The organism is Marivita sp., from assembly GCF_048006345.1.
Classification (GTDB): Bacteria; Pseudomonadota; Alphaproteobacteria; order Rhodobacterales; family Rhodobacteraceae; genus Marivita.
In genome coordinates this window covers 2,932,726-2,955,022 of record NZ_CP180351.1, presented here as the reverse complement: position 1 = coordinate 2,955,022, position 22,297 = coordinate 2,932,726, and the positions used below count along the sequence as shown (strand labels likewise).

Here is a 22,297-nt window from a genome sequence, read left to right as displayed (position 1 = left end):
TGGATGTGGTGACCTATTCCTTGGCCCGCGCCGCGCCTTCCGAAATCGCCGTGCGCAGTTTGGTCTCAAGGGATTTCTGTTTGCTTTCCGAATGGAATTTGAGGCCGAACATGTCCTTGACGTAGAACGTGTCGACCACCTGTTCTCCATAGGTCGCGATGACGGCAGAGGCGATGTAGACATTGGCGTTGGCCAGAGTGCGGGTCAGGTCGAATAGAAGTCCGGGGCGGTCGCGGGTGTCGACCTCGATGATCGTGTAAATCTCGGATCCTTCGTTGTCGAAGGTAATCGAGGTCGGCACGTTGAAGGCGCGTTCGCGCTTCTTCATCTTGTCGCGCGGCTTGATTGCCTCGCGCGCGACGATGTCGCCGCGCAGGGTCTTGGCGATCATGTCGCGCAGGCGGGGAATGCGGGCGTCTTCGTAGGGTGACCCGTCGCTGTCCTGAATCCAGAACGCGGCCGTGGCAAAGCCATCCTTGGAGGTGAAGGTGCGCGCGTCGACCACGTTGGCCCCGACCAGCGCCACTGCACCGGCGAGGCGCGAGAAGATCCCGGGGTGATCCGAGAGGGCAAAGCAGACGCGGGTCGCGTCGCGGTCTTCGTCGGGATGGATGTCAATGCGGATCTCGTTGTCGCCGATGTCGCGCAGAAGATTGGCGAAGACCTTGTGAGCGGTGACGTGCAGACCCTGCCAATAGGGCGGATAGTGGCGCGCGGTCTCGATTCGCAGGTCCTTGGCGTCCCAGCCCTGAAGCGCGTCGCGCAGGGCCTTCTTGGCCTCGGTGCCGCGGTTTTCGCGGTTGAGTGCTTCCATCCCGTCTTCAAGCGCGCGGCGGGTCTGGCGGTAGAGCGCGCGGATGAGCACTGCCTTCCAGTTGTTCCAGGTGCCGGGGCCCACGCCGCGGATGTCGCAGACGGTGAGCACACAAAGCAGGTCGAGCCGTTCGCGGGTCTGCACCGCCTTGGCGAAATCGCGCACGGTGCGCGGATCGGCGATGTCGCGCTTTTGCGCCATGTCGGACATCAAGAGATGATAGCGCACCAGCCATTCGACGGTGGCGCATTCCTGTTTGTTGAGGCCAAGGCGGGGTGCCACCTTGCGGGCGATCTTGGCCCCCAGAACCGAGTGGTCTTCGTCGCGGCCCTTGCCGATGTCGTGTAGGAGCAGCGCAACGTAGAGCACCTTGCGGTTGATGCCGTGTTTGAGGATGGAGCTGGCGACGGGCAGGTCTTCCTCGAGATGACCGTTTTCGATCTCGCTCAGGTGCCAGATGCATTGGATCGTGTGTTCGTCCACCGTGTAATGGTGGTACATGTTGAACTGCATCATCGCCACGATCGGCTCAAACTCGGGGATGAAGGCCGACAGCACGCCGAGTTCGTTCATGCGGCGCAGGGCGCGTTCGGGGTTGCCGTGTTTGAGCAGCAGGTCGATGAAGATGCGCTGGGCCTCTTTGTCTTCGCGCATGTCCTTGTCGATGAGGTGCAGATTGGCGCTGATCAGGCGCATGGCATTGGCGTGGATCAGCAGGCCGGTGCGCAGCGCTTCCTCGAAAATACGCAGGAGGTTCATCTTGTCGGCAAGAAAGGCGGCATCGTCGGTGATGGCGAGGCGATTGTTCACCACCTCGTAACCGTCGCGCGTCTTGGGGACACGCTTGAAGAGCCGCAACAAGAGGGGTGGGTCTTTTTGCTGCGAGGCTTCGAGCGAGGTGAGGAAGATGCGGGTCAGGTCGCCGACGGAGGTGGCGTGGCGGAAGAAATCCTGCATAAAGATCTCGACCCCGCGGCGGCCGCCCTTGTCGGTATATCCCATCCGGTCGGCAACCTCGACCTGCATGTCGAAGGTGAGTTGTTCCGTGGCGCGGCCCGAGGCGAGGTGCAGATGGCAGCGCACGGCCCAGAGGAAATTCTCGGCCTTGACGAAGGTGGCGAATTCTTCAGCCCGGAACACGCCTGCACGGACCAGTTTGCCGAGATCGTCAGTGTGATGGATGTACTTGGCGATCCAGAACAGCGATTGCAGATCGCGCAAGCCCCCTTTGCCCTCTTTCACGTTGGGTTCGACCATGTAGCGCTGGCCCTGCTTGACGTGGCGCGCGTCGCGCTCGGCGAGTTTTGCCTCGACGAATTCGACCTCGGTGCCTTTGAAGAGCGTGTTCCAGAGCTTGGTGTCGAGCTCGGCCGCGAGCGGTTCGTATCCGACGAGAAATCGGTGTTCGAGCATGGCGGTGCGGATCGTGAAATCATCGGCACCCAGCCGCAGGCAGTCTTTGACGGTGCGGGACGAATGGCCGACCTTCAGCTTGAGATCCCACAGGATGTAAAGCATGGATTCGATCACGCTCTCGGCCCATGCGGTGATCTTGTAGGGCGTCAGGAAGAGCAGATCGACATCCGAAAACGGCGCCATCTCGCCACGTCCATAGCCCCCGACCGCCAGAACTGTCAGGCGCTCGCCTTCGGTCGGATTGGGGTTGCGGTGGACGCGTTCGGTGACGATCTCGAATGTCAGTTTGACGAGTTGATCGGTGAGCCAGGTGTAGCCCGTGGTGACCGGCAAGGCATTGCGCGGGTTGGCGTCCAGGCGGGCGGCGACGGCCGCGCGGCCGGTCTTCTGCGCGTCCTTGAGAACCGCGACAACCGCGCTGCGGACGTCGCGTTCATCATAGCTGTCGCCGACTGCGGCCCACATCGCATCACGAAGGGACGGCACGTCGAGGATGTCGGAGAAATCATCGGAGGCGGCTGGCGCCTCCGATGGGTTGGTCAGGCTCAGGGATTTAGAAGCCTGCGCCGCCGAAGCCGGATGGGGCTGGGTCAAGGATGGTCACCTGGTTGTTGCGCACGGTCGCGACCGCAAGACCGCGTTCATTGGTTCCGTCCGGGCGCAGGCGGAAGACACCATTTGCCCCCTGGAAACCCGAGTTCTGTGTCAGTGCCCGTGCCGAAAGTGCATCGGAGCGGCCCTGCCGGACGAGCGCGCCGATTGCCGCGATTCCGTCAAAGGCCAAGCCGGCGAGAGGGTGCGGGTCGGCGCCGAACTGCGCCCGATAGCGGCTGTCGAAAGCGTTCTTGGCTGCGGTGTCGGGGAGTGTGAAGTAGCCACCCTGCGCGCCCGGCATCGACAGGATTTGCGTGGGAACATCCCAGCGCGCGAGACCCATATACTGGGTTGTCTCCGGGTTGAGCCCGGCTTCAGGCAGCATTTGCAGCAGCGTGGGCAGCGCCCCCGCCGCGTTCGACGTCAGGAACAGCGAATCTGCACCGGTGGAGCTGACGGCTGACTGGATACGCGGCACGGCTGATGTCACGCCTTCCTGCGAGAAGGGGAATGATTCGATGGCGGCGACGCGGACACCGTTCTGGGTGGCGGCGGCCTGAATCGCGGCTTTGCCGAATTCGCCTTCCACGTTTTGCGGATGAACGATCACCACCGAATTGCGGCCCTGTCGGGACGCATATCCCAAAAGCCGGTTCGCCGTATTGCGGAAGGTCGGCCCCAGAACAAAGACGTTGCCGCCAGCAATCGACGGGTTGTTCGAGAAGCTGAGCACGTTGACGCCATTGTCGGCCACGGCAACACCTGCAGCGTTTGCCGCTTCGCCAAAGAGCGGGCCGAGAATGATTTGTGCGCCTTCGGCGACGGCGGTTTCGGCCTGAACGGCGGCGCGCTGTGCATCGCCCGCAGTGTCATAGACCCGCAGGTCGATCTGCACACCGTCAAGCGAGGCCACGGCAAGGCGCGCGGCGTTTTCGAGGCTGGCCGCAACAGCACCTGCGCCGCTGTCGCTGCGCGGGATCAGCAGGGCAACGGGGATCGGCGCATTGGTGTTGACGTTTGGCCCGGAGCCACCGCTCGGGGCGGTCATCATCGCAGGATCACAGGCCGCCAGCCCCATGAGCGCGGCAACCGCCATTGCTTTGCGCAACAGCTTGCGGGGGGTGGACAAAACAGCCAACATAAAACGCACTCCCTTTGCGCACCGAACAGGATTTGGGCGCGCGACATCGATTGGGGCCGATAATAGACAACGACAAAGGCGGGTCCAGACATGAATTGGCAGACACGCGAGATCGCGCCGGGCCTGTACCTTGTGGCGACCCCACTGGGCAATGCGCGCGACATCACGTTGCGGGCGCTCGACCTGCTGGCAGGGGCGGATGTGCTTGCGGCGGAGGACACACGGTCGCTGCGGCGGTTGATGGAGATCCACGGGGTTGCGTTGGGGGACCGGCCTCTGGTGGCCTATCACGATCACAACGGGGACCGGGCGCGGCCAAGGCTGATGGCGGCGCTGGAGGCGGGGCAGTCGGTTGTCTATGCGTCCGAGGCGGGCACGCCGTTGATCTCGGATCCGGGATTTGACCTGATGCGCGCGGCGTTACAGGCGGGTTTTGCCTGTACAACAGCACCGGGACCGACGGCGGTTGTGGCGGCATTGACCCTGTCGGGACTGCCGTCGGACCGGTTTCTGTTCGCGGGGTTTCTGCCGAATACGTCGGGCAAGCGGAAGACAGCGCTGGCGGAATTCGTCGGCGTGCCCGCGACTTTGATCTTCTACGAATCCCCCAAGCGATTGGGCGCCATGCTGCGGGACGCGGCTGAAGTTCTGGGGCCGGATCGCGACGCGGTTGTGTGCCGGGAGTTAACCAAGAAATTCGAAGAGCGTTGTGCGGGATCACTGGCGGATTTATCCACCAAGTATTCGGAAGAAACCCCAAAGGGCGAAATCGTCGTTCTGATTGATCGCGGTGTGGGGGCTGTGACGGATCAGGCGACACTGGACGAGGCATTGCAGGATGCGCTGACGCGGATGTCTGTCAAGGATGCGGCAACGGAAGTGTCGAAGATGTTCGGTGTGCCACGGCGCGAGGCGTATCAAAGGGCGATGGCGTTAGGGGAACGTTGATTGTTTGGTGGTAGCGTGCAGGGGAAAGGGGATGTGACATGCCATTCGATTTTCTGAACGACCCGGTATCGCCCGACGCAGCATCGCATTCGCAGGATGCGCGCAGGACCAACTATCACGCAGGGCTGAGCGCGGAACAGGCGGTGGCCCGGCATTACGCGGATCGTGGTGCGGTGCTGCGCGAAACACGCTGGCGCGGGCGCTGTGGGGAGATCGACCTGATCCTGTCCGAAGGGGACCGGATTGTATTTGTCGAGGTCAAGAAAAGCCGCACACATGCGATGGCGGTGCAGCGTGTGACGGCCCGGCAACTCGGCCGCATTCTGCGCAGTGCAGAAGATTATCTGGGTCAATGCCCGGCGGGTGCGCTGACCGATGCGCGGCTGGATGTGGCGCTGGTGGATGCGGATGGGGTGATTGACATCATCCCGAATGCCAGCATGGGGCTTTGACGGGCCGATCTTGCACGCCCTTATGGCTTGCGCCATTAGAAGGGGAGAGTTTGCAAGGGGCAGCACATGAAAATCGCGTTTCAGATGGACCCGATCCAGTCGGTCAACATCAATGCCGACAGTTCTTTCCGGTTGGCCGAAGAGGCGCAGGCGCGGGGGCATGAGCTGTTCTTCTACAGCCCGGACAAGCTGGCGTATGACGAGGGGCGGATCCTTGCGGTGGGGCAGTGGTTCACTGTGCAGCGGGTGCAGGGCGACCATGTGTCTCTGGGGCCGGAAGTTCAGGTCGATTTGGCCGATATGGATGTCGTGTGGCTGCGGCAGGACCCGCCGTTTGACATGCATTACATCACGTCGACCCATCTGCTGGACCGGCTGAAGGGCAAGACGCTGGTGGTGAATGACCCGTTCTGGGTGCGCAATTACCCGGAAAAGCTGTTGGTGCTGGATTTCCCGGATCTCACGCCACCGACGATGATCGCGCGGGATCTGAACACGATCAAGGCGTTCAAGGCGCGGTATGGGGATGTCATTCTCAAGCCGCTCTATGGCAATGGCGGCGCCGGGGTGTTCCGGTTGGACGCCAATGACCGCAACCTGTCGTCGCTGCATGAGCTGTTCACCGGGTTTTCGCGGGAGCCGTTGATCGTGCAGAAATTCCTGCCGGATGTGTCGGCGGGAGACAAGCGGGTAATCCTTGTCGATGGGGAAGCGGTTGGGGCGATCAACCGGGTGCCGGCGGCGGGTGAGACGCGGTCGAATATGCATGTTGGCGGGCGCCCCGAGAAGATCGGGCTGACGGAGCGCGATCTGGAGATTTGCGCGCGGATCGGGCCGCTTTTGAAGGAAAAGGGACAGGTGTTCGTGGGGATCGACGTGATCGGGAATTACCTGACCGAAATCAACGTGACCTCGCCCACCGGCATTCAGGAACTGGAACGTTTCGACGGGATCAACGTGGCGGAAAAGATTTGGCAGGCGATCGAGGCCAAGCTTTAAGGGCTTCTCGTCGGGCCTTTCGGCGCGCCTCAAGGGGCGGGATTTGTCGGTGTGATGTGCAGCACGCCTCAGGTTTGGTTCGTCTTGCCTGGTTTGTGATGGTGCGGGTCTCGGCCGCCTCACGGTGCGCCCTGCGGCAGACGGTAGCTGAGAGCTTCGGCGACGTGGTCGCGGGTGATGGCGTCCTGTGCGTCGAGATCGGCGATGCTGCGTGCGACGCGCAATACACGGTGATAGCCGCGCGCTGAGAGGCCGAAACGGTCGGCGGCGCTGGTCAGAAGCGCACGTGCCGGGGTGTCGAGGGAGGTGGTCTGGTCGAGCAGGTCGCCTTCGAGATCGGCATTCTGGTGCATGTCGGGGTGGTCTTCGAAGCGGGCTGTCTGAACCGCGCGGGCGGCGGCGACACGGGTGGCCAGTTCGCGGCTGCTGGCGCCGGAGCTGGGCAGGTCGAGATCGCGGAAGGCAACGGGCGGCACGTCCACGCGCAGATCGAAACGATCCATCAAAGGGCCGGAGATGCGGCCCATATAGTCTTCCCCGCAATTGGGCGCACGGGAACAGGCGCGGGCCGGGTCGCTGAGGTAGCCGCATTTGCAGGGGTTTGCGGCGGCGACCAGCATGAAGCGGCAGGGATACTTGATATGGGCATTTGCGCGGGCGACCATGACCTCGCCTGTCTCGATGGGCTGGCGGAGGGTTTCGAGAACCGCCCGGGGGAATTCCGGGAATTCATCCATGAAGAGCACGCCATTGTGGGCGAGGCTGATTTCGCCCGGTTTTGCGGTGCGCCCACCGCCGACGATGGCGGCCATGGACGCGGTGTGGTGCGGTTCGCGGAAGGGGCGGTGACGCGAGATGCCGCCCGCCTCGATCAGGCCTGAGAGCGAATGCACCATTGAGGTTTCCAGCGCTTCGGCTGGGGTGAGCGGCGGCAGGATGCCGGGCAGACGTGCGGCCAGCATGGATTTGCCGGAACCCGGCGTACCCACCATGAGTACGTGATGCCGCCCGGCGGCGGCGATTTCGAGCGCCCGTTTGGCGCGTTCCTGCCCTTTGACATCGCGCATGTCGCGGCTGTCGGGAGCGTGGCTGACTTCGCCGGGATCGCAGGGTGCGAGCGGCGTACGCCCGGTCATGTGCTGGATCACGTCCATCAGCCCTTTGGCCCCGATCACCTGACAGCCGCCGACCCAGGCCGCTTCGGCACCTGACGCGGCGGGGCAGATCAGGGCCCGGTTTTCCTCAGCGGCGGCCATCGCGGCGGGCAATGCGCCAATCACCGGGATCAGGGCACCGTCGAGCGACAGTTCCCCAAGGGCGACAGTGTCGGACACCGCGTCTTTGGGCAGGATTTCAAGCTCGGCCAGCAGGGCCAACGCGATGGGCAGGTCGAAATGCGAGCCTTCCTTGGGGAGGTCCGCAGGAGAGAGGTTCACCGTAATGCGTTTCGAGGGCAGCGCGATATGCAGGGTCGAGAGAGCGCCGCGCACCCGGTCGCGGGATTCCGACACGGCCTTGTCAGGCAGGCCCACCACGGCAAAGGCGGGCATGCCTGGGGTGATGGCGCATTGCACCTCGACCATGCGGGCATCGACGCCTTCGAAGGCGACAGTATAGGCATGTGCAACCATGAGATCCGGTCCTCGCGTGTTGCGAGGTTTGAGCCTTCATGGTTGCCAAATGGTTAACGGGCCTGATCAGGCACGTCCGGGCCAGGGTTTTGTGTCGAAGGGTTTGGCGTACCAAGGCAGCGTTTCGCCGATACGCAGCCCCATGTCGCGCCATTCGCGGAACCACGGATCAGAGAGATGTGTGTCGACATAGCGCTGGGCGACGTCCGAGAGGGTGACATCGTAACCCGCGAACCGAGCGGCAACCGGGGCAAAGGCGATGTCGACGATGGAGTATTCCCCGAGCAGCCAAGGACCCTTGTCGGCGTAGAGCTTGCGGGCGTGGGACCACACCGTTTCGATGCGGGCGATGTCGGCGCGGGTCGCGTCAGACAGGGGCACATTGCGGTAGGCGGTGCGCAGGTTCATCGGGCATTCACCCCGCAGGGCGCTGTAACCCGAGTGCATTTCGGCGGCGAGCGCCCGGCCAAGGCCACGGGCCGCCGGATCGGAGGGCCAGAGCCCGGCGTCAGGGTGGCGACTGTGCAGTTCTTCGGCCATGGCAAGCGAATCCCAGATCACCGTGCCTTCGGGGGTGCGCATTGCGGGAACGGTGCGTGCGGGCGCGATCTCGGTGAGCTGGTCGGCGACTTCGGCCTTGTGGAAATCCACCAGATGCGTGGCCGGTGCAATGCCGAGTTTTCGGAACAGAAGCCAGCCGCGCAGAGACCAACTGGAATAGGCGTAGTCGCCGATGAAAAGCTCGTAAGTCATGCAGGGGTCACTCCGTTTGCCCGTTTCTCGCGCATGTCTAGCGCGGCCCGACGGACATTCCCAATTTCGAATTGTGCGCGGCCTCATCACAGGCGCGAATAAGTGGCAAACGCGTTTACCCGATGTTGAAACTTTTTTTCATAAATCTTTGATCCATGTCCCGGACGCATCCGTAGACAGTACAGAGATAAGATCAGGGGGCACCAATGGCACTGGACTCGTTTAACGACCAAACCCTGTCGCGCCGCGCGATGAAAGCAGAACTGCTGGACGCGGAGACGGAACTCAAGCTTGCTTATGCGTGGCGCGATCAGCGCGATGAGGTTGCGCTTCATCGTCTGATCACAGCCTATATGCGGTTGGCGATTTCGATGGCGTCGAAGTTCAAGCGCTATGGCGCGCCGATGAACGACCTGATCCAGGAAGCCGGTTTGGGCCTCATGAAGGCTGCGGACAAGTTCGACCCCGACCGGGGCGTCCGCTTTTCGACCTACGCGGTCTGGTGGATCAAGGCGTCGATCCAGGACTACGTGATGCGCAACTGGTCGATCGTGCGTACCGGCTCCACGTCGTCGCAGAAGTCGTTGTTCTTCAACATGCGCCGTGTTCAGGCGCGGCTGGAGCGTGAGGCCGCGGCTGAGGGCAAGGTGCTCGAAGGGCACGAGCTGCGCCGGATGATCGCCGAAGAGATCGGCGTACCGCTGCATGATGTCGAGATGATGGAGGGCCGGCTGTCCGGGTCCGATTATTCGCTGAACGCGACGCAATCGACCGAGGATGAGGGCCGCGAGTGGATCGACGCGCTGGAAGACGAGAGCGCGCAGGCGGATGAGCGGGTCGAAGAGGATATGGACCTCGCACAACTGCGCCAGTGGCTGATCATGGCGATGAACCAGTTGAACGAGCGAGAGCGGTTCATCGTGCGTGAACGCAAGCTTCGGGAAGATGCGCGGACGCTGGAGAGCCTTGGCAACGAGCTGGGTCTGTCCAAAGAGCGGGTGCGCCAGTTGGAAGCGGCGGCATTTGCGAAAATTCGCAAGTCGCTTGAAGCGCAGAGCCCAGAGGTGCATCACTTCCTTTCATGAAGTATGCGATAATATCCCTCATGTTCGCCCCCACGGCCTTGGTCGCTGGGGGCGTTTTTGAATCTGCGGACGTGGTGTTCCTGGGGGAGTTGCATGACAACCCGGCACATCATCTGCGGCAGGCGGAGTACGTGGCCGAGTTGTCGCCGACCGCGTTGGTGTTCGAGATGCTGACGCAGGCGCAGGCGGATCTGGTGACGCCGGAGTTGGTGGCAGACGAGGTGGCGTTGGAGGCCGCTTTGGGCTGGAACGCCAGCGGCTGGCCGGATTTTTCGATGTATTACCCGATCTTTGCGGCGGCCCCCGAGGCTGCGTATTTCGGTGCGGCGGTGCCAAGGGACGTGGCACGGGCGGCGATGGCCGAGGGAATGGAATCGGCGTTTCGTGGGGATGCGGACGCATATGGTTTGACGGCGGTTTTGCCGGAGGGGCAGCAGGCCGAGCGCGAGGCGTTGCAACTGGCGGCGCATTGCGATGCGATGCCTGCCGAGATGTTGCCGGTGATGGTGGACATTCAACGGCTGCGCGATGCGGAGCTGGCCTATTCGGCGGTTCAGGCGTTCGAAGCGCATGGCGGGCAGGTGGTGGTGATCACCGGCAACGGGCATGCGCGGATGGACTGGGGCGCGCCGGTCTACCTGATGGCGGCGGCACCGGGCTTGAGGGTGATGTCTTTGGGACAGGGGGAGGAGGACGTGCCGCCCTCGGGTCTTTTCGACGTGGTCGAAAGCGCGCCAGAGGTGGATCGGGGCGATCCCTGCGCTGCGTTCCGCTGATTGAGTTTTGCCCGGCAGCCCCGTAACAAGGTGCGGGACCCTGTCAGGACTGTGCCTTATGTTGAGCGGCAAACGTATTCTTCTGATCATCGGCGGCGGGATCGCGGCGTATAAATGCCTCGACCTGATCCGGCGCTTGCGCGAACGCGGTGCGGCGGTGACGCCGGTCATGACGCGGGCTGCGGCGGAGTTTGTCACGCCTTTGTCAGTCTCGGCGCTTGCGGGAGAGAAGGTCTATACCGAGCTTTTCGATCTGACGGATGAGGCCGAGATGGGGCATATCCAGTTGTCCCGCGTGGCCGATCTGGTGCTCGTGGCCCCGGCGACGGCGGATCTGATGGCGAAGATGGCGCAGGGGATGGCGGCGGATCTGGCGACAACGCTGCTATTGGCGACCGACACGCCGGTGATGATCGCACCCGCGATGAATGTGCGGATGTGGGAGCATCCCGCGACGCAGCGCAATCTGTCGGTCTTGAAGCGTGACGGGGTTTCCGTTGTCGGGCCGAACGACGGCGACATGGCGTGCGGCGAATATGGGCCGGGGCGCATGGCAGAGCCGTTGGAGATTGTCGATGCGGTTGTGGGCACGCTGGCGGATGGGCCTTTGCGGGGCAAGCGGATTGTCGTGACATCCGGGCCGACGCATGAGCCGATTGATCCGGTGCGCTATATCGCGAACCGGTCGTCGGGCGCGCAGGGCACGGCGATTGCGGAGGCGCTGCGGGCCTTGGGGGCGGAGGTGGTCTTTGTCACCGGGCCCGCGGATGTGCCGCCGCCGGATGGCGTTGAAGTGGTGCGTGTGGAAACCGCGCGCGAGATGCGGGCGGGCGTGCTGGCTGCTCTTCCAGCCGATGCGGCTGTCTTCGCGGCGGCGGTGGCCGATTGGCGTGTGGTTGGCGCGTCGGACAGCAAGATCAAGAAGGTGGCGGGCGCGCTGCCGGTGCTGGAATTTGCAGAGAACCCGGACATTCTGGCCGAAGTGTCTCAGATGTCGGACGGGCGTCCGGGCCTTGTGGTGGGCTTTGCCGCCGAGACCAATGATGTGATCGAGAACGCCACCGCCAAGCGGGCGCGTAAGGGCTGTGACTGGATCGTGGCGAATGACGTGTCGCCAGCGACGGGCATCATGGGGGGGACCGAGAACGCGGTGACTCTGATCTCGGACGCTGGAGCCGAGGCGTGGCCGCGGATGGGCAAGGATGCGGTAGCGCGGCAATTGGCAGCACGGATTGCCGACGCGCTGGTCTGACGGCGCGGTTGGGCCATTTTGCGTATTTGAAAAGAGAAGAAGGGCAAGGCGTGGTCGCGATCAGGCTGACTTGGGACGATGAAGCGGATAGGTCTTTGGAGCTGCCGGACTATGCCAGTGCCGGTGCAGCAGGGGCGGATTTGCGGGCGAATTTCCCGGATCGCAGGTCTGTTGTGCTGGAACCGGGCGCGCGGGCGCTGGTGCCGACGGGGCTGCGCATGGCGATTCCGGAGGGGTACGAGGTGCAGATCAGGCCGCGTTCGGGGCTTGCCTTGAAGCACGGGATCACATTGCCCAACACGCCGGGGACCATCGACAGCGATTATCGCGGGCCTTTGGGGGTGATCGTGATGAATGCCGGGCGGGACGCCTTTGAGATCTCGCATGGCGATAGGATTGCGCAGATGATCGTCGCCCCTGTGCTGCGCGCGGAGTTCGAATTGGTGGAGACCCTCGACGACACGGCGCGGGGTGCTGGTGGTTTTGGATCGACCGGGGTGTCGGAATGATTGTCGTCTTTGCCATGGCAGCGGCCCTTTGGGGTCTGGGCGCGCTGATGAAGATGCCGCGTACGGCGCGGCTCTACATGATCGGCCTGCTTTATGTGGGCGTCCTGTTCATCCAGATCGCTTTGCCGGTGGGCCATCCGCTGCGGATGGCGACAGGTGAGAGTGCGGCGCTGTGGATTCTTCTGGGTGTGTTTGCCGCGATTGCCGTTCTTTACGGGCGGGTCGTCAAAGGGTTGAAGACCCGCGCGCTGGTCAAGGAACAAGGGGAGGCGGCGCCTGTGCAGCGGTCTGCCAGTTTCTCGGCCTCGGAGTTGGAGCGCTATGCGCGTCATATCGTGCTGCGCGAGATCGGCGGGCCGGGGCAGAAGGCACTGCGCGATGCCAAGGTACTTGTGATTGGCGCTGGCGGGCTGGGTGCGCCTGCGTTGCAATACCTGGCGGCGGCGGGCGTGGGCACCATCGGGGTGATCGACGATGATGTGGTTGAGAACGCCAATTTGCAACGGCAGGTGATCCACCGGGATGCGGATATCGGGATGCCCAAGGTGTTTTCTGCGCAGGCCGCGATGGTGGCGCAGAACCCCTATGTTGAGGTGCGCCCCTATCATCGGCGACTGACCGAGGATGTGGCCGAAAAGCTGGTGTCGGAGTATGATCTGGTGCTAGACGGCACGGACAATTTCGAGACGCGATATCTGGCGAACCGGGCGGCGGTTGCCATGGGCAAGCCGTTGATTTCAGGGGCGTTGTCGCAATGGGAAGGGCAGATCTCGGTCTTTGATCCAGCGTCGGGTGCCCCGTGTTACCAGTGTGTTTTTCCCGAAGCGCCTGCGGCGGGACTGGCGCCGTCCTGCGCCGAGGCTGGCGTGATCGGACCCTTGCCCGGTGTGATCGGGTCGATGATGGCCGTGGAGGCGATCAAGCTGATCACCGGGGCGGGGCAGGCGCTCAAGGGCGAGATACTGATCTACGACGCGCTTTGGGGCGAGACGCGGAAAATCGGGCTGAAGCCGCGGGGCGATTGTCCGGTGTGCGGCCATGGTGCAAAGGCGGCTGCGGCGCGCTGAACGGCGCTTTCCCTGTACATGGCCCATTGTTGTTGCCGTCAGGCGGCCCTAGGTTTTGATGAAACCGAATAGGAGCCTTCGATGACCAACCCGTTGCTTGAGACCTGGGACACAGAGTTTGGCCTGCCGCCGTTTGACCTGATCGAGGATGCGCATTTCGCGCCTGCGATCGAGGCTGCGATGGCGGAAGGGCTGGCCGAGGTCGAGGCGCTTGCGACCAACGCGGAGGCGCCGACCTTCGAGAATACGGTCGAAGGGTTGATGAAGACGGGCGCGACGTTGGACCGGGTTCTTGGGGTGTTCTACAACCTTGCCGGGGCCGACAGCACCGACATGCGTGAAGAGATCATGCGGGAGTTTTCGCCCAAGCTCGCTGCGCATTCGGCGGCGATCTATGGCAATCAGGCGCTGTTTGCGCGGATCGAACAGGTGTGGCTGGCGCGGGATGCGCTGGACCTGACGCCCGAGCAGGCGCGTGTGCTGATGCTGACCCATAGGGGTTTCGTGCGCGCCGGTGCTGCGCTGACCGGGGATGAGGCGGCGCGGATGAAGGAGATCAAGGGGCGGTTGGCGACCTTGGGCACGCAGTTCGGGCAGAACCTGCTGGCGGATGAGCGCGACTGGCAGCGGGCCTTGTCCGAGGACGAGTTGGAGGGATTGCCTGCGTTTGTGGTGAGCGCGGTGCGCGCGGCAGGCAAGGAGCGGGGCGCGGAAGGCCCGGTATTGACGCTGTCGCGGTCGGTGATTGTGCCGTTCTTGCAGTTCTGTCCGAACCGGTCGTTGCGGGAAGAGGCATGGCGCGCCTGGGTGGCGCGCGGCGAGAATGGCGGCAAGACGGACAACCGTGGGGTTGCGGCCGAGATTTTGCAGTTGCGGGCCGAGCGGGCGAAGTTGCTCGGGTATGACGATTTCGCGTCCTACAAGCTTGAGACCGAGATGGCGAAAACGCCTGAGGCTGTTCGCGGTTTGTTAATGGATGTGTGGGAGCCTGCGAAGGCGCGGGCTTTGGCGGATGCCGCGCTGCTGGAAGAGAGGATGGTGGCCGATGGTGTGAACGGTCCGTTGCAGGCGTGGGATTGGCGGTATTATTCCGAGGCACGGCGGCGCGAGGAATTTGCGCTGAACGAGGCGGAGTTGAAGCCCTATTTCCAATTGGAAAACATGATTCAAGCGTCCTTTGCCTGTGCGAACCGGTTGTTCGGGCTGGAGTTCCGGCCTTTGGATGTGGCGCTCTACCACCCCGATGCACGGGCGTGGGAGGTGACGCGGAAGGGGCAGCATGTTGCGGTGTTCATCGGCGATTACTTTGCACGGGCGTCGAAACGGTCGGGTGCGTGGTGCTCGGCGATGCGGTCTCAGCGCAAGTTCCCGGATGTGCAGGCGCCGATCGTTGTGAATATCTGCAACTTTGCCAAGGGCGATCCGGCGCTGTTGTCATATGATGACGCGCGGACGCTGTTCCACGAGTTCGGTCATGCGTTGCACCAGATGCTGTCGGATGTGACTTATGACATGATCTCGGGCACATCCGTGGCGCGGGACTTTGTCGAGTTGCCGAGCCAGTTGTATGAGCATTGGTTGGAAGTGCCGGAAGTGTTGCAGGAATTCGCGGTGCATGCGGAGACCGGCGAGGCGATGCCGCAGGAGATGCTGGACAAGGTGCTGGCGGCGGCGACCTATGATATGGGGTTCCAGACGGTGGAATACGTGGCCTCGGCGCTGGTTGATCTGGCGTTTCACGAGGGGGAACCGCCTGCCGATCCGATGGCGGAGCAGGCCAAGGTGCTGGCTGGGTTGGGGATGCCCGAGGCCATCGTGATGCGTCATGCCACGCCGCATTTTGCGCATGTGTTCACCGGGGACGGGTATTCGTCAGGCTATTACAGCTACATGTGGTCCGAGGTGATGGATGCGGATGCGTTCGAGGCGTTCGAGGAAGCGGGCGGCGCGTTCGATCCGGCGATGGCGGGCAAGCTTGAACAGTTCATCCTGTCGGCAGGCGGGTCCGAGGAGGCGGATGTGCTTTACATTAAGTTCCGTGGGCGGATGCCGGGGGTTGAAGCGTTGCTGAAGGGGCGCGGGCTGGCGGCGTGAGGCAGGCGACACTCCGACGACGCCGTGTCCAAACGCGTCGACGCGTTTGGGTCAGGTGTCCGAGGCCAGGTTTTCGGTTTCCAGAAACCGTTCGAACGCATCAAGGTTGATGGCTTCGAACTGACCAAAGCTCTGCATCCAGATGCTGGCTTCGCGCAGCGCGTCGGGTTCCAGTTTGCACCACTTCACCCGGCCGCGTTTTTCCTGACTGATCAGGCCCGCGTCTGCCAGGGCCATCAGGTGCTTGGAGATCGCGGCAAGCGACATCTCGAACGGTTCGGCCACGTCGGTGACGGCCATGTCATCTTCGAGCAGCATCGTCAGGATCTGACGGCGCGTCGGGTCTGCCAGAGCTGCAAAGACATTGTCGAGTGTTGGGGCCATGACGCGCAGTAGACGGAGACCGCGTCAAAACTCAACCGAAAAGTTGAATATGCGGAATGGGCCGGAACCGGGGGATCCACGGCTGCGACCGTTTGGTTGGGCTTCTCTGCTCCGAATGAAAGATAATTTTTTTCAATGGGATAGATTGTGCAGAAGTGCGCCAACCAGCGCCTTGACTCAGGCCATGCTGCACCGTAGCACATGGCCAAAGTTCCAACCGAGGTGGAGCGCGTGTCTGAGAGTGATCCAAAGCAGAAGTTGAAAGAGCTGGAAGCGCGGATCGCGGCGGCCAAGGGGGCCAAGGAAGACAAGCCACACCAAGAGGAACACTACAGCCAGGCGCAGCAAGCGTGGCGCATGGTGATCGAGATGGTGTCCGGTCTTGGGATCGGATTTGGCATCGGATACGGGCTTGATGCGGTCTTCGGGACCGCGCCTTGGTTGATGGTGCTGTTTACATTGCTGGGCTTTGCGGCAGGGGTCAACGTGATGATCCGGACTGCCAAGGAGTTGCAGATCAAGCAACTGGCCGATCTGGCCGGAGAGAACGAGAGGGATCGACATGGCGACGGAAGTTGACGGTCACAGCGAAGGCGGGCTGGTGTTCCACCCGATGGACCAGTTCATCGTCAAACCGCTTTTCGGTGACGGCGCAGTGGGCATGTTCACCTTTACCAACGTGGCGCTGTGGCTTTTGCTGGCGGTGGCCTGTGTGATCGCGCTGATGGTGCTGGGCACCTCGAAGCGCGCCACCATCCCGACGCGCACCCAGTCGGTGGCCGAGCTGGCCTACGGGTTCATCTACAAGATGGTCGAGGACGTGACCGGCAAGGATGCGGTGAAGTATTTCCCCTACATCTTCACGCTGTTCATGTTCATCGTCTTCTCGAACTTCCTCGCACTGATCCCGATGTCCTTCTCGCCCACCTCGCATATCGCGATCACAGCGGTTCTGGGTTTCGGCGTTTTCATCGCGGTGACGGTTCTGGGCTTCGTCAAGAACGGTGCGGGCTTCCTTGGGCTCTTCTGGGTCTCGAGCGCGCCTCTGGCGCTGCGTCCGATCCTTGCGGTCATCGAACTGATTTCCTACTTCGTGCGCCCTGTCAGCCACTCCATCCGTCTTGCGGGTAACATCATGGCAGGCCACGCGGTTCTCAAGGTGTTCGCGGGCTTTGCCGCAATCACCGCTGTCGCGCCGCTGTCGATCCTCGGCATTACGGCCATCTATGCACTGGAAGTGCTCGTGGGCTTCATTCAGGCCTACGTGTTCACGATCCTGACCTGCGTGTACCTCAAGGACGCGCTGCACCCGTCACACTAACGAAAGGTGCGTGATCTCGCGCACCCTACGCACCAACGCTAACTTCCAATCGTAAGGAGAATTCACATGGAAGGCGATCTCGCACACATCGGCGCAGGCCTGGCAGCAATCGGTTCCGGCGCAGCCGCAATCGGGGTGGGCAACGTGGCCGGCAACTACCTCGCAGGTGCCCTGCGTAACCCGTCCGCTGCTGCATCGCAGACAGCAACGCTCTTCATCGGTATCGCGTTCGCAGAAGCGCTGGGGATCTTCGCGTTCCTCGTGTCGCTGCTGCTGATGTTCGCCGTCTAAGCTTCGGACTTTTATCCTTACGCGCGGGCGGTGCCGTAATCACGCGGCCCGCCCGATGTAACGACAAGTTCCGACGGAGGACGACATGGCAACCGAAACCACTGGTACAGCCAGCGCATGTGTGGGCCCGGATGGCAGCGCCATCGGCATGCCGCAGCTTTGCGCCGACTGGATGCCGAACCAGATCTTCTGGCTTCTGATCGCGCTGATCGCGATTTACTTTGTCCTGTCCCGCATCGCGCTGCCGCGCATTGCGACGGTTCTGGCGGAACGACAAGGCACGATTACAAACGACCTCGCGGCTGCTGAAGATCTCAAGCAGAAAGCCGTGGAGGCCGAAGAGGCCTATAACAAGGCTCTGGCCGATGCGCGCTCTGAAGCGCAGAAAATCATCGCCCAGAACAAGGCCGACATGCAGGCCGAGTTGGACAAGGCCATTGCCAAGGCCGACGCCGAGATTGCAGCCAAGGCTGCGGAATCCGAAAAAGCGATTTCGGACATCCGTGCATCGGCTGTCGAGAGCGTCGAGGCCGTGGCCAAGGACACGGCGGGCGCCATTGTGGCTGCTGTCGGTGGACAGGCGGATGATGCCGCTGTCGCCGCTGCCGTTGACGCACAGATGAAGGGGTGAGCGACATGAACCGTATCATGACCATTGCCGCCGCAACCCTGATCGCAAGCCCCGCGCTTGCCGCTGGGGACAAGCCCTTCTTCTCGCTGGCGAACACCGATTTCGTGGTGACCATTGGTTTCCTCGTTTTCATCGGCGTGTTGCTGTATTTCAAGGTTCCGACCTTGATCCTTGGCATGCTCGACAAGCGCGCCGAAGGGATCAAGAGCGAGCTGAACGAAGCCAAGGCGCTCCGCGAGGAAGCACAGGCTCTGCTGGCCTCCTACGAGCGCCGTCAGCGCGAAGTGCAGGAGCAGGCGGACCGGATCATCGCGCATGCCAAGGAAGAGGCTGTGCTGGCAGGTGAGCAGGCTCGTGCAGAATTGGAGCGGTCCATCGCGCGTCGGTTGGCCGCTGCCGAGGATCAGATTGCATCCGCTCAGGCCAGTGCCGTCAAGGAAGTGCGGGATCGTGCGATTGCCGTGGCGATCAAGGCCGCCCGTGACGTTGTGGCCAAGCAGATGACCGCCAAGGACGCGGCAAAGAGCATTGACGATGCGATTGCCGAAGTTGGGCAGAAGTTGCACTGATCTTCTCAGCCACCGAAACGAAAAGAGCCCCGGTTGTCCGGGGCTTTTTGTTTTCTCGGGGCGAGTTAACTCTGTTTTGACCAACTGCGCGTATCGCTCTACGGTAAAGAGGAGCGAAGTTGCCATGGTTGATAACGTGACGAATGCCCTGATCCTTGAACATCTGAAGGCGATTCAGTCCAAGATGTCTGTCGTGTCGTCTGACCTTTCCGATGTGAAGACAGATGTACGAAGCATGAAAAGCCATATGGCGGCCTTTCTGCAGGCCGAAGTCGCGCAGGACAATGCGATTGCGTCGATACAAGCTCGGCTTGATCGTATTGAACAACGTCTGAATTTGCAGGACGGTCCTTAGCCCGCCGGCGGCACGCGGGCCCCAAACAACGCCGAGCCGACCCGGATATGGGTGGCGCCAAAGGCGATGGCCTGTTCGAAATCGTCGCTCATGCCCATGGAGAGTTGGTTGAGGCCGTTGCGGTCGGCCAGTTTGCGGAGCAGCGCGAAATGCAGGGATGGGGTCTCGTCCACCGGGGGGATGCACATGAGGCCCCGCACGGGCAGGTCGAGGTCGCGGCATTCCCGCACAAACGCATCGGTGTCGGCAGGTGCGATCCCAGCTTTTTGCGGCTCCTCTCCGGTGTTTACCTGAATGAACAGCGGCGGACAGTGACCCATCTCCTGCGCAAGCCGCGCGAACGTCTGTGCCAGCTTGGGGCGGTCGAGTGTGTGGATCATGTCGAAAAGTTCGAACGCCTGACGGGCCTTGTTACTTTGCAGGGGGCCGATCAGGTGCAGGTCGATGCCGTCATAGGTTTCGCGGAAACCGGGCCACTTGCCGGCCGCTTCCTGCACGCGGTTCTCACCAAAGCTGCGGTGTCCCTCCTTGAGGACAAACTCGACCCGCTCGTTCGGCTGAACCTTGGACACGGCGATCAGCGTGATGTCCGAAAGATCGCGGTCGGCTTCCTTGGCGGCCTTGGCGATGCGCGCGGTGATGTCGGTCAATCCCATGGTGTGTCTCCCCAAGCGTCGATGAAGGGTTGCAGCTCGGTCTCGTAGCGGCGCCATGCGGCGGCAGAGCTTTTGTAGATCGGTTGGCGGACCTGATGCAGACTGAGGGTTTTCACAGTGCCGCCTTTTTCATAGAAATTAAGGCACTGATCCTCCCAGTCGAGACCGGCTGCCGCGATCAGGTGCTTTGATTGCGTTTCGGGGTCTGACACGAGGTCTTCGTAGCGTATTTCCGAAAACCGGTCCGGCAGGGTGTCGCGCCAGTGCGCAATGATCTGGCGGAAGGATTTGATCACCTCGGCGATCGCGGCGAGATCGTTGGCATAGCGGTGTGTGCCAGCGCTGAAGTGGTTCTTGTAGATCGACAAGGCAATGTCGCGAGGGTCACGATGGACCACGATGAACCGGGCATTGGGCAGGGTTGCATGAAGGAGACCGTAAATCAGGTAGGCCATGATCGACTTGTCGGTCAGGTGGGTCTTGGCCGGGTTGGCGAAGGGGTGAATCGCGCTGTTCAGGCGGGTTGCAAAGTCTTTGAGGCGGTCCTGCGGTTCGGTCGCCAAGGGGCGCATTTCGGCACCTGCGCCAAAGAGGTCGTAGGCGGTTCTGAGCGCCGTCGCCATCTCGCCTCCGGCGTGCACCTTGCTGTGACTGGCGATGATCTGCTCGGCCAAGGTTGTCCCAGAGCGCGGCAGGCCTGTGACGAAGATAAGTGACGGGGTGGTGCCGAACGCCCCCGCTACCTGAGCGAGCCCTTTCTGCGCTGCCAGAACGCCGTCGCGTTCGGCGTTGCGCGCATTGGGGTCGTCGGGCCAGAGTTCGGCCTGCGCTTTGTTGGCGATGTTAAGGTGCGGGAACACTTTCGCGGTGGTCTTGGTGTCCTCCATCGCCTTGGCGAGCGCGAAATTGATGTGCATGCGACCCTGTGGCGACAGCTTGGGATGGTTGGCCAAACGCCGCATCGCCCCGATCATCGGATCGTTGGGCTGAATGCGGATTGTTGTGGCGAGCATCCGGTAAAGCTCGGCATCGTAGGGGTGCTTTTTCTGCAGCTTCCGCAGGAGATTCTGGAGTCATCAAAGCGGCCTGCGGTCTGAAGGTACAGCGCTTTTTCCGCCTGGGGCTTGATCGCTTTTGGATCGAGGGCGATCAGCCGATCAAAGAGCGAGAGAACAGTGTCGTGGTGCCCGGCAAGGGAATGCGCTGCAATCGCCTCGGTCAGGATGGCAGGTTCGGAGGGACGCAGTTCAAGCGCGCGGTCGATGGACGAAAGCCGTTTGTCCTGATCGCCAAGCCGTGCCGCCAACCGGGCGCGTTGGAAATGGATTTCGGGAAGATTGGGGGCTTGCAGGGCCAAGCCATCCAACAGGCCAGCCGCCTGTGCAACGTCGCCCTGACGGGCGAGGGCCAGAGCCTTGTCATAGGTGGTTTTGACAGCGTGGAGCGGATTGGTCTGCATCGGAGCCTTCACCTTTTTCGGTTCTAGCTACTTGGGCGCTGCCCAAAAGAAAAGAGCGGGCGCAAGGCCCGCTCTTTCCTTTAGATCAAGCTTTGCAGCTTAGAAGGACATCGCCACACCGAGGGAGAACGTGTCTTCGTAGTCTGCTGCGCCGTCGATGTCGCCACCGCCGTAGCCGAGCTGTGCGACGAGACCGCCACCCAGGTCGTAGTTGACTGCAACGCCGAAGCCGCTGGAGTCTGCGCCGAATGCGTCATCCACGTCGAACTCACCGTAGTTCACGCCGACTGTCAGCGCGTTCATGGTGTAGCCGAGGCCGATTGCCCAATGGCTGCCGTCGTCTGCACCACCGGTGCTGTCGTCGGACATCATGGTGTAGTTCAGGATTGCCTGGAGGCCATTGCCGAATGTGGTTGCTGCGCTCAGGCCGACGCGTGTGTCGTACAGAGCTGCTGCTTCGTCAACTTTCTGGTAACCAAAGCCGAGGCCCAGGGTCAGACCTGCGAGGTCCATGTTGTAGGACACGCCCAGTGCATATGCCAGGTCGAAGTCGGTTGCATTGCGGTCCGGCGACACGGAGATCGAGCCGGTGAAGGCGTCGAAGCTGTAGTCGAGACGGATTTCCTGGCCACCGTAGATTTCGTCCAGGCCGGAGTTGCCGTTGTAGCCCGGGTGTACGGTGTGGTCGTCGTTGATCGCGCCGCCGATTGCGGTTTCGGTCAGACGTGCGTCGAATGCGGAGTCGGTGTCACCAACTGTCAGGCGCATCGGGCCGTATGCCATGAAGATGGTCGCGTCGGGCAGGCGTGCCGCGTCGTCGATGTTCGGATCGCCGATACCGACTTCGTCGATGTCGATGGACGCACCGAAGGACAGGCCACCGTCGGTTTCGCCGGACATCGAGAAGGTGATGTCGATGTCAGAGAAAACGCGGACTTTTTCGAGATCACCGGTCGAACCGTCGCCGGAAGCGTTTTCGTTCTGGAAGATACCCAGTTCAGCGGAGCCGGAGATCGAGACTTCTGCAGCTGCGATACCAGCGGTTGCGACCAGCGCTGTGGAAGCAAGAAGAAGAGTTTTCATTTTTTTCCCTCATGTGT

General features: G+C 62.2%; 24 protein-coding genes. 15 read left to right on the top strand and 9 right to left on the bottom strand.

What is annotated here, in order from left to right; translation table 11 throughout:
• Window positions 1-13 precede the first annotated feature (13 nt).
• Both ACMVPR_RS14505 and ACMVPR_RS14500 read right to left on the bottom strand, forming a co-directional pair.
• Window positions 14-2,824: a [protein-PII] uridylyltransferase gene (locus ACMVPR_RS14505; RefSeq protein WP_416883456.1), complete on the bottom strand. Its 2,811-nt coding sequence runs from the start codon at window positions 2,822-2,824 to the stop codon at window positions 14-16.
• The gene (locus ACMVPR_RS14500) at window positions 2,784-3,965 is read right to left on the bottom strand and encodes a penicillin-binding protein activator (protein WP_416883455.1); all 1,182 of its coding nucleotides are present in this window, start codon (window positions 3,963-3,965) and stop codon (window positions 2,784-2,786) included. Before ACMVPR_RS14500 ends, ACMVPR_RS14505 begins: the two co-directional genes overlap by 41 nt.
• A gap of 90 nt (window positions 3,966-4,055) precedes the next feature.
• Between ACMVPR_RS14500 and rsmI the strand changes: the two genes are divergently transcribed.
• From rsmI to gshB, 3 genes are all read left to right on the top strand, one after another.
• Complete coding sequence (gene rsmI / locus ACMVPR_RS14495; protein ID WP_416883454.1) at window positions 4,056-4,913, top strand: 16S rRNA (cytidine(1402)-2'-O)-methyltransferase; 858 nt, start codon at window positions 4,056-4,058, stop codon at window positions 4,911-4,913.
• A 38-nt stretch (window positions 4,914-4,951) separates the two neighbouring features.
• Window positions 4,952-5,365: a YraN family protein gene (locus ACMVPR_RS14490; protein WP_416883453.1), complete on the top strand. Its 414-nt coding sequence runs from the start codon at window positions 4,952-4,954 to the stop codon at window positions 5,363-5,365.
• A gap of 66 nt (window positions 5,366-5,431) precedes the next feature.
• Window positions 5,432-6,364, top strand: a complete 933-nt coding sequence (gene gshB, locus ACMVPR_RS14485) for a glutathione synthase (protein ID WP_416883452.1) — start codon at window positions 5,432-5,434, stop codon at window positions 6,362-6,364.
• A 119-nt stretch (window positions 6,365-6,483) separates the two neighbouring features.
• Here the strand turns inward: gshB and ACMVPR_RS14480 are convergent, their stop codons facing one another.
• Both ACMVPR_RS14480 and ACMVPR_RS14475 read right to left on the bottom strand, forming a co-directional pair.
• Complete coding sequence (locus ACMVPR_RS14480; protein ID WP_416883451.1) at window positions 6,484-7,995, bottom strand: YifB family Mg chelatase-like AAA ATPase; 1,512 nt, start codon at window positions 7,993-7,995, stop codon at window positions 6,484-6,486.
• Between the two features lie 66 nt (window positions 7,996-8,061).
• Window positions 8,062-8,748: a glutathione S-transferase gene (locus ACMVPR_RS14475; RefSeq protein ID WP_416883450.1), complete on the bottom strand. Its 687-nt coding sequence runs from the start codon at window positions 8,746-8,748 to the stop codon at window positions 8,062-8,064.
• A gap of 206 nt (window positions 8,749-8,954) precedes the next feature.
• Between ACMVPR_RS14475 and ACMVPR_RS14470 the strand changes: the two genes are divergently transcribed.
• The 6 genes from ACMVPR_RS14470 to ACMVPR_RS14445 all read left to right on the top strand — a co-directional run bounded on the left by ACMVPR_RS14470 (window position 8,955) and on the right by ACMVPR_RS14445 (window position 15,531).
• Window positions 8,955-9,833 carry an RNA polymerase factor sigma-32 gene (locus ACMVPR_RS14470; protein WP_416883449.1) on the top strand — a complete coding sequence of 293 codons (879 nt, stop codon included), beginning with the start codon at window positions 8,955-8,957 and terminating at the stop codon, window positions 9,831-9,833.
• A gap of 20 nt (window positions 9,834-9,853) precedes the next feature.
• Window positions 9,854-10,609, top strand: a complete 756-nt coding sequence (locus tag ACMVPR_RS14465; RefSeq protein ID WP_416883448.1) for a ChaN family lipoprotein — start codon at window positions 9,854-9,856, stop codon at window positions 10,607-10,609.
• A 58-nt stretch (window positions 10,610-10,667) separates the two neighbouring features.
• On the top strand, window positions 10,668-11,861 hold the full coding sequence (gene coaBC / locus ACMVPR_RS14460) for a bifunctional phosphopantothenoylcysteine decarboxylase/phosphopantothenate--cysteine ligase CoaBC (RefSeq protein WP_416883447.1): 1,194 nt from the start codon (window positions 10,668-10,670) through the stop codon (window positions 11,859-11,861).
• A gap of 50 nt (window positions 11,862-11,911) precedes the next feature.
• Window positions 11,912-12,370 carry a dUTP diphosphatase gene (gene dut, locus ACMVPR_RS14455; RefSeq protein WP_416883446.1) on the top strand — a complete coding sequence of 153 codons (459 nt, stop codon included), beginning with the start codon at window positions 11,912-11,914 and terminating at the stop codon, window positions 12,368-12,370.
• On the top strand, window positions 12,367-13,437 hold the full coding sequence (locus ACMVPR_RS14450) for a HesA/MoeB/ThiF family protein (protein WP_416883445.1): 1,071 nt from the start codon (window positions 12,367-12,369) through the stop codon (window positions 13,435-13,437). The genes dut and ACMVPR_RS14450 overlap by 4 nt, the downstream gene beginning before the upstream one ends.
• Window positions 13,438-13,518: 81 nt before the next feature.
• Window positions 13,519-15,531, top strand: a complete 2,013-nt coding sequence (locus tag ACMVPR_RS14445; protein WP_416883444.1) for a M3 family metallopeptidase — start codon at window positions 13,519-13,521, stop codon at window positions 15,529-15,531.
• Window positions 15,532-15,582: 51 nt separating this feature from the next.
• On the opposite strand, the gene ACMVPR_RS14440 is transcribed toward ACMVPR_RS14445, so the two are convergent.
• Window positions 15,583-15,915: an ArsR/SmtB family transcription factor gene (locus ACMVPR_RS14440; RefSeq protein ID WP_416883443.1), complete on the bottom strand. Its 333-nt coding sequence runs from the start codon at window positions 15,913-15,915 to the stop codon at window positions 15,583-15,585.
• A 201-nt stretch (window positions 15,916-16,116) separates the two neighbouring features.
• Here ACMVPR_RS14440 and ACMVPR_RS14435 point away from each other — a divergent pair, with 201 nt between their 5' ends.
• The 6 genes from ACMVPR_RS14435 to ACMVPR_RS14410 all read left to right on the top strand — a co-directional run bounded on the left by ACMVPR_RS14435 (window position 16,117) and on the right by ACMVPR_RS14410 (window position 19,082).
• Window positions 16,117-16,494, top strand: coding sequence for an AtpZ/AtpI family protein (locus tag ACMVPR_RS14435; protein WP_416883442.1), 378 nt, complete (start codon window positions 16,117-16,119; stop codon window positions 16,492-16,494).
• The gene (locus tag ACMVPR_RS14430) at window positions 16,478-17,236 is read left to right on the top strand and encodes a F0F1 ATP synthase subunit A (protein WP_300582247.1); all 759 of its coding nucleotides are present in this window, start codon (window positions 16,478-16,480) and stop codon (window positions 17,234-17,236) included. Before ACMVPR_RS14435 ends, ACMVPR_RS14430 begins: the two co-directional genes overlap by 17 nt.
• A gap of 66 nt (window positions 17,237-17,302) precedes the next feature.
• On the top strand, window positions 17,303-17,527 hold the full coding sequence (locus tag ACMVPR_RS14425; protein WP_072775827.1) for a F0F1 ATP synthase subunit C: 225 nt from the start codon (window positions 17,303-17,305) through the stop codon (window positions 17,525-17,527).
• Between the two features lie 85 nt (window positions 17,528-17,612).
• Window positions 17,613-18,158: a F0F1 ATP synthase subunit B' gene (locus tag ACMVPR_RS14420; RefSeq protein ID WP_300582250.1), complete on the top strand. Its 546-nt coding sequence runs from the start codon at window positions 17,613-17,615 to the stop codon at window positions 18,156-18,158.
• A gap of 5 nt (window positions 18,159-18,163) precedes the next feature.
• Entirely contained in the window at window positions 18,164-18,727 is a 564-nt protein-coding gene (locus tag ACMVPR_RS14415; protein WP_416883441.1) for a F0F1 ATP synthase subunit B, read from the top strand.
• A gap of 124 nt (window positions 18,728-18,851) precedes the next feature.
• A complete protein-coding gene (locus ACMVPR_RS14410; protein ID WP_416883440.1) occupies window positions 18,852-19,082 on the top strand; it encodes a hypothetical protein in 231 nt (76 codons plus the stop codon).
• Here ACMVPR_RS14410 and ACMVPR_RS14405 read toward each other — a convergent pair.
• The 4 genes from ACMVPR_RS14405 to ACMVPR_RS14390 form a co-directional block, all read right to left on the bottom strand.
• Window positions 19,079-19,738 carry a YggS family pyridoxal phosphate-dependent enzyme gene (locus ACMVPR_RS14405; protein ID WP_416883439.1) on the bottom strand — a complete coding sequence of 220 codons (660 nt, stop codon included), beginning with the start codon at window positions 19,736-19,738 and terminating at the stop codon, window positions 19,079-19,081. The two genes, ACMVPR_RS14410 and ACMVPR_RS14405, sit on opposite strands and share 4 nt — an antisense overlap.
• Window positions 19,729-20,751, bottom strand: a complete 1,023-nt coding sequence (locus ACMVPR_RS14400) for a sulfotransferase family protein (protein ID WP_416883438.1) — start codon at window positions 20,749-20,751, stop codon at window positions 19,729-19,731. The genes ACMVPR_RS14405 and ACMVPR_RS14400 overlap by 10 nt, the downstream gene beginning before the upstream one ends.
• Window positions 20,709-21,197, bottom strand: coding sequence for a tetratricopeptide repeat protein (locus ACMVPR_RS14395; RefSeq protein WP_416883437.1), 489 nt, complete (start codon window positions 21,195-21,197; stop codon window positions 20,709-20,711). The genes ACMVPR_RS14400 and ACMVPR_RS14395 overlap by 43 nt, the downstream gene beginning before the upstream one ends.
• A gap of 99 nt (window positions 21,198-21,296) precedes the next feature.
• The gene (locus ACMVPR_RS14390; protein WP_416883436.1) at window positions 21,297-22,280 is read right to left on the bottom strand and encodes a porin; all 984 of its coding nucleotides are present in this window, start codon (window positions 22,278-22,280) and stop codon (window positions 21,297-21,299) included.
• Window positions 22,281-22,297 lie beyond the last annotated feature (17 nt).

Excerpts from the sequence above, each read along its gene's own strand:
- ACMVPR_RS14500 (WP_416883455.1), bottom strand. The coding sequence starts at position 3,965 with ATGTTGGCTGTTTTGTCCACCCCCCGCAAGCTGTTGCGCAAAGCAATG.
- rsmI (WP_416883454.1), top strand. The coding sequence starts at position 4,056 with ATGAATTGGCAGACACGCGAGATCGCGCCGGGCCTGTACCTTGTGGCG.
- ACMVPR_RS14490 (WP_416883453.1), top strand. The coding sequence starts at position 4,952 with ATGCCATTCGATTTTCTGAACGACCCGGTATCGCCCGACGCAGCATCG.
- gshB (WP_416883452.1), top strand. The coding sequence starts at position 5,432 with ATGAAAATCGCGTTTCAGATGGACCCGATCCAGTCGGTCAACATCAAT.
- ACMVPR_RS14480 (WP_416883451.1), bottom strand. The coding sequence starts at position 7,995 with ATGGTTGCACATGCCTATACTGTCGCCTTCGAAGGCGTCGATGCCCGC.
- ACMVPR_RS14475 (WP_416883450.1), bottom strand. The coding sequence starts at position 8,748 with ATGACTTACGAGCTTTTCATCGGCGACTACGCCTATTCCAGTTGGTCT.
- ACMVPR_RS14470 (WP_416883449.1), top strand. The coding sequence starts at position 8,955 with ATGGCACTGGACTCGTTTAACGACCAAACCCTGTCGCGCCGCGCGATG.
- ACMVPR_RS14465 (WP_416883448.1), top strand. The coding sequence starts at position 9,854 with ATGTTCGCCCCCACGGCCTTGGTCGCTGGGGGCGTTTTTGAATCTGCG.
- coaBC (WP_416883447.1), top strand. The coding sequence starts at position 10,668 with ATGTTGAGCGGCAAACGTATTCTTCTGATCATCGGCGGCGGGATCGCG.
- ACMVPR_RS14450 (WP_416883445.1), top strand. The coding sequence starts at position 12,367 with ATGATTGTCGTCTTTGCCATGGCAGCGGCCCTTTGGGGTCTGGGCGCG.
- ACMVPR_RS14445 (WP_416883444.1), top strand. The coding sequence starts at position 13,519 with ATGACCAACCCGTTGCTTGAGACCTGGGACACAGAGTTTGGCCTGCCG.
- ACMVPR_RS14440 (WP_416883443.1), bottom strand. The coding sequence starts at position 15,915 with ATGGCCCCAACACTCGACAATGTCTTTGCAGCTCTGGCAGACCCGACG.
- ACMVPR_RS14435 (WP_416883442.1), top strand. The coding sequence starts at position 16,117 with ATGGCCAAAGTTCCAACCGAGGTGGAGCGCGTGTCTGAGAGTGATCCA.
- ACMVPR_RS14430 (WP_300582247.1), top strand. The coding sequence starts at position 16,478 with ATGGCGACGGAAGTTGACGGTCACAGCGAAGGCGGGCTGGTGTTCCAC.
- ACMVPR_RS14425 (WP_072775827.1), top strand. The coding sequence starts at position 17,303 with ATGGAAGGCGATCTCGCACACATCGGCGCAGGCCTGGCAGCAATCGGT.
- ACMVPR_RS14420 (WP_300582250.1), top strand. The coding sequence starts at position 17,613 with ATGGCAACCGAAACCACTGGTACAGCCAGCGCATGTGTGGGCCCGGAT.
- ACMVPR_RS14415 (WP_416883441.1), top strand. The coding sequence starts at position 18,164 with ATGAACCGTATCATGACCATTGCCGCCGCAACCCTGATCGCAAGCCCC.
- ACMVPR_RS14410 (WP_416883440.1), top strand. The coding sequence starts at position 18,852 with ATGGTTGATAACGTGACGAATGCCCTGATCCTTGAACATCTGAAGGCG.
- ACMVPR_RS14405 (WP_416883439.1), bottom strand. The coding sequence starts at position 19,738 with ATGGGATTGACCGACATCACCGCGCGCATCGCCAAGGCCGCCAAGGAA.
- ACMVPR_RS14400 (WP_416883438.1), bottom strand. The coding sequence starts at position 20,751 with ATGCTCGCCACAACAATCCGCATTCAGCCCAACGATCCGATGATCGGG.
- ACMVPR_RS14395 (WP_416883437.1), bottom strand. The coding sequence starts at position 21,197 with ATGCAGACCAATCCGCTCCACGCTGTCAAAACCACCTATGACAAGGCT.
- ACMVPR_RS14390 (WP_416883436.1), bottom strand. The coding sequence starts at position 22,280 with ATGAAAACTCTTCTTCTTGCTTCCACAGCGCTGGTCGCAACCGCTGGT.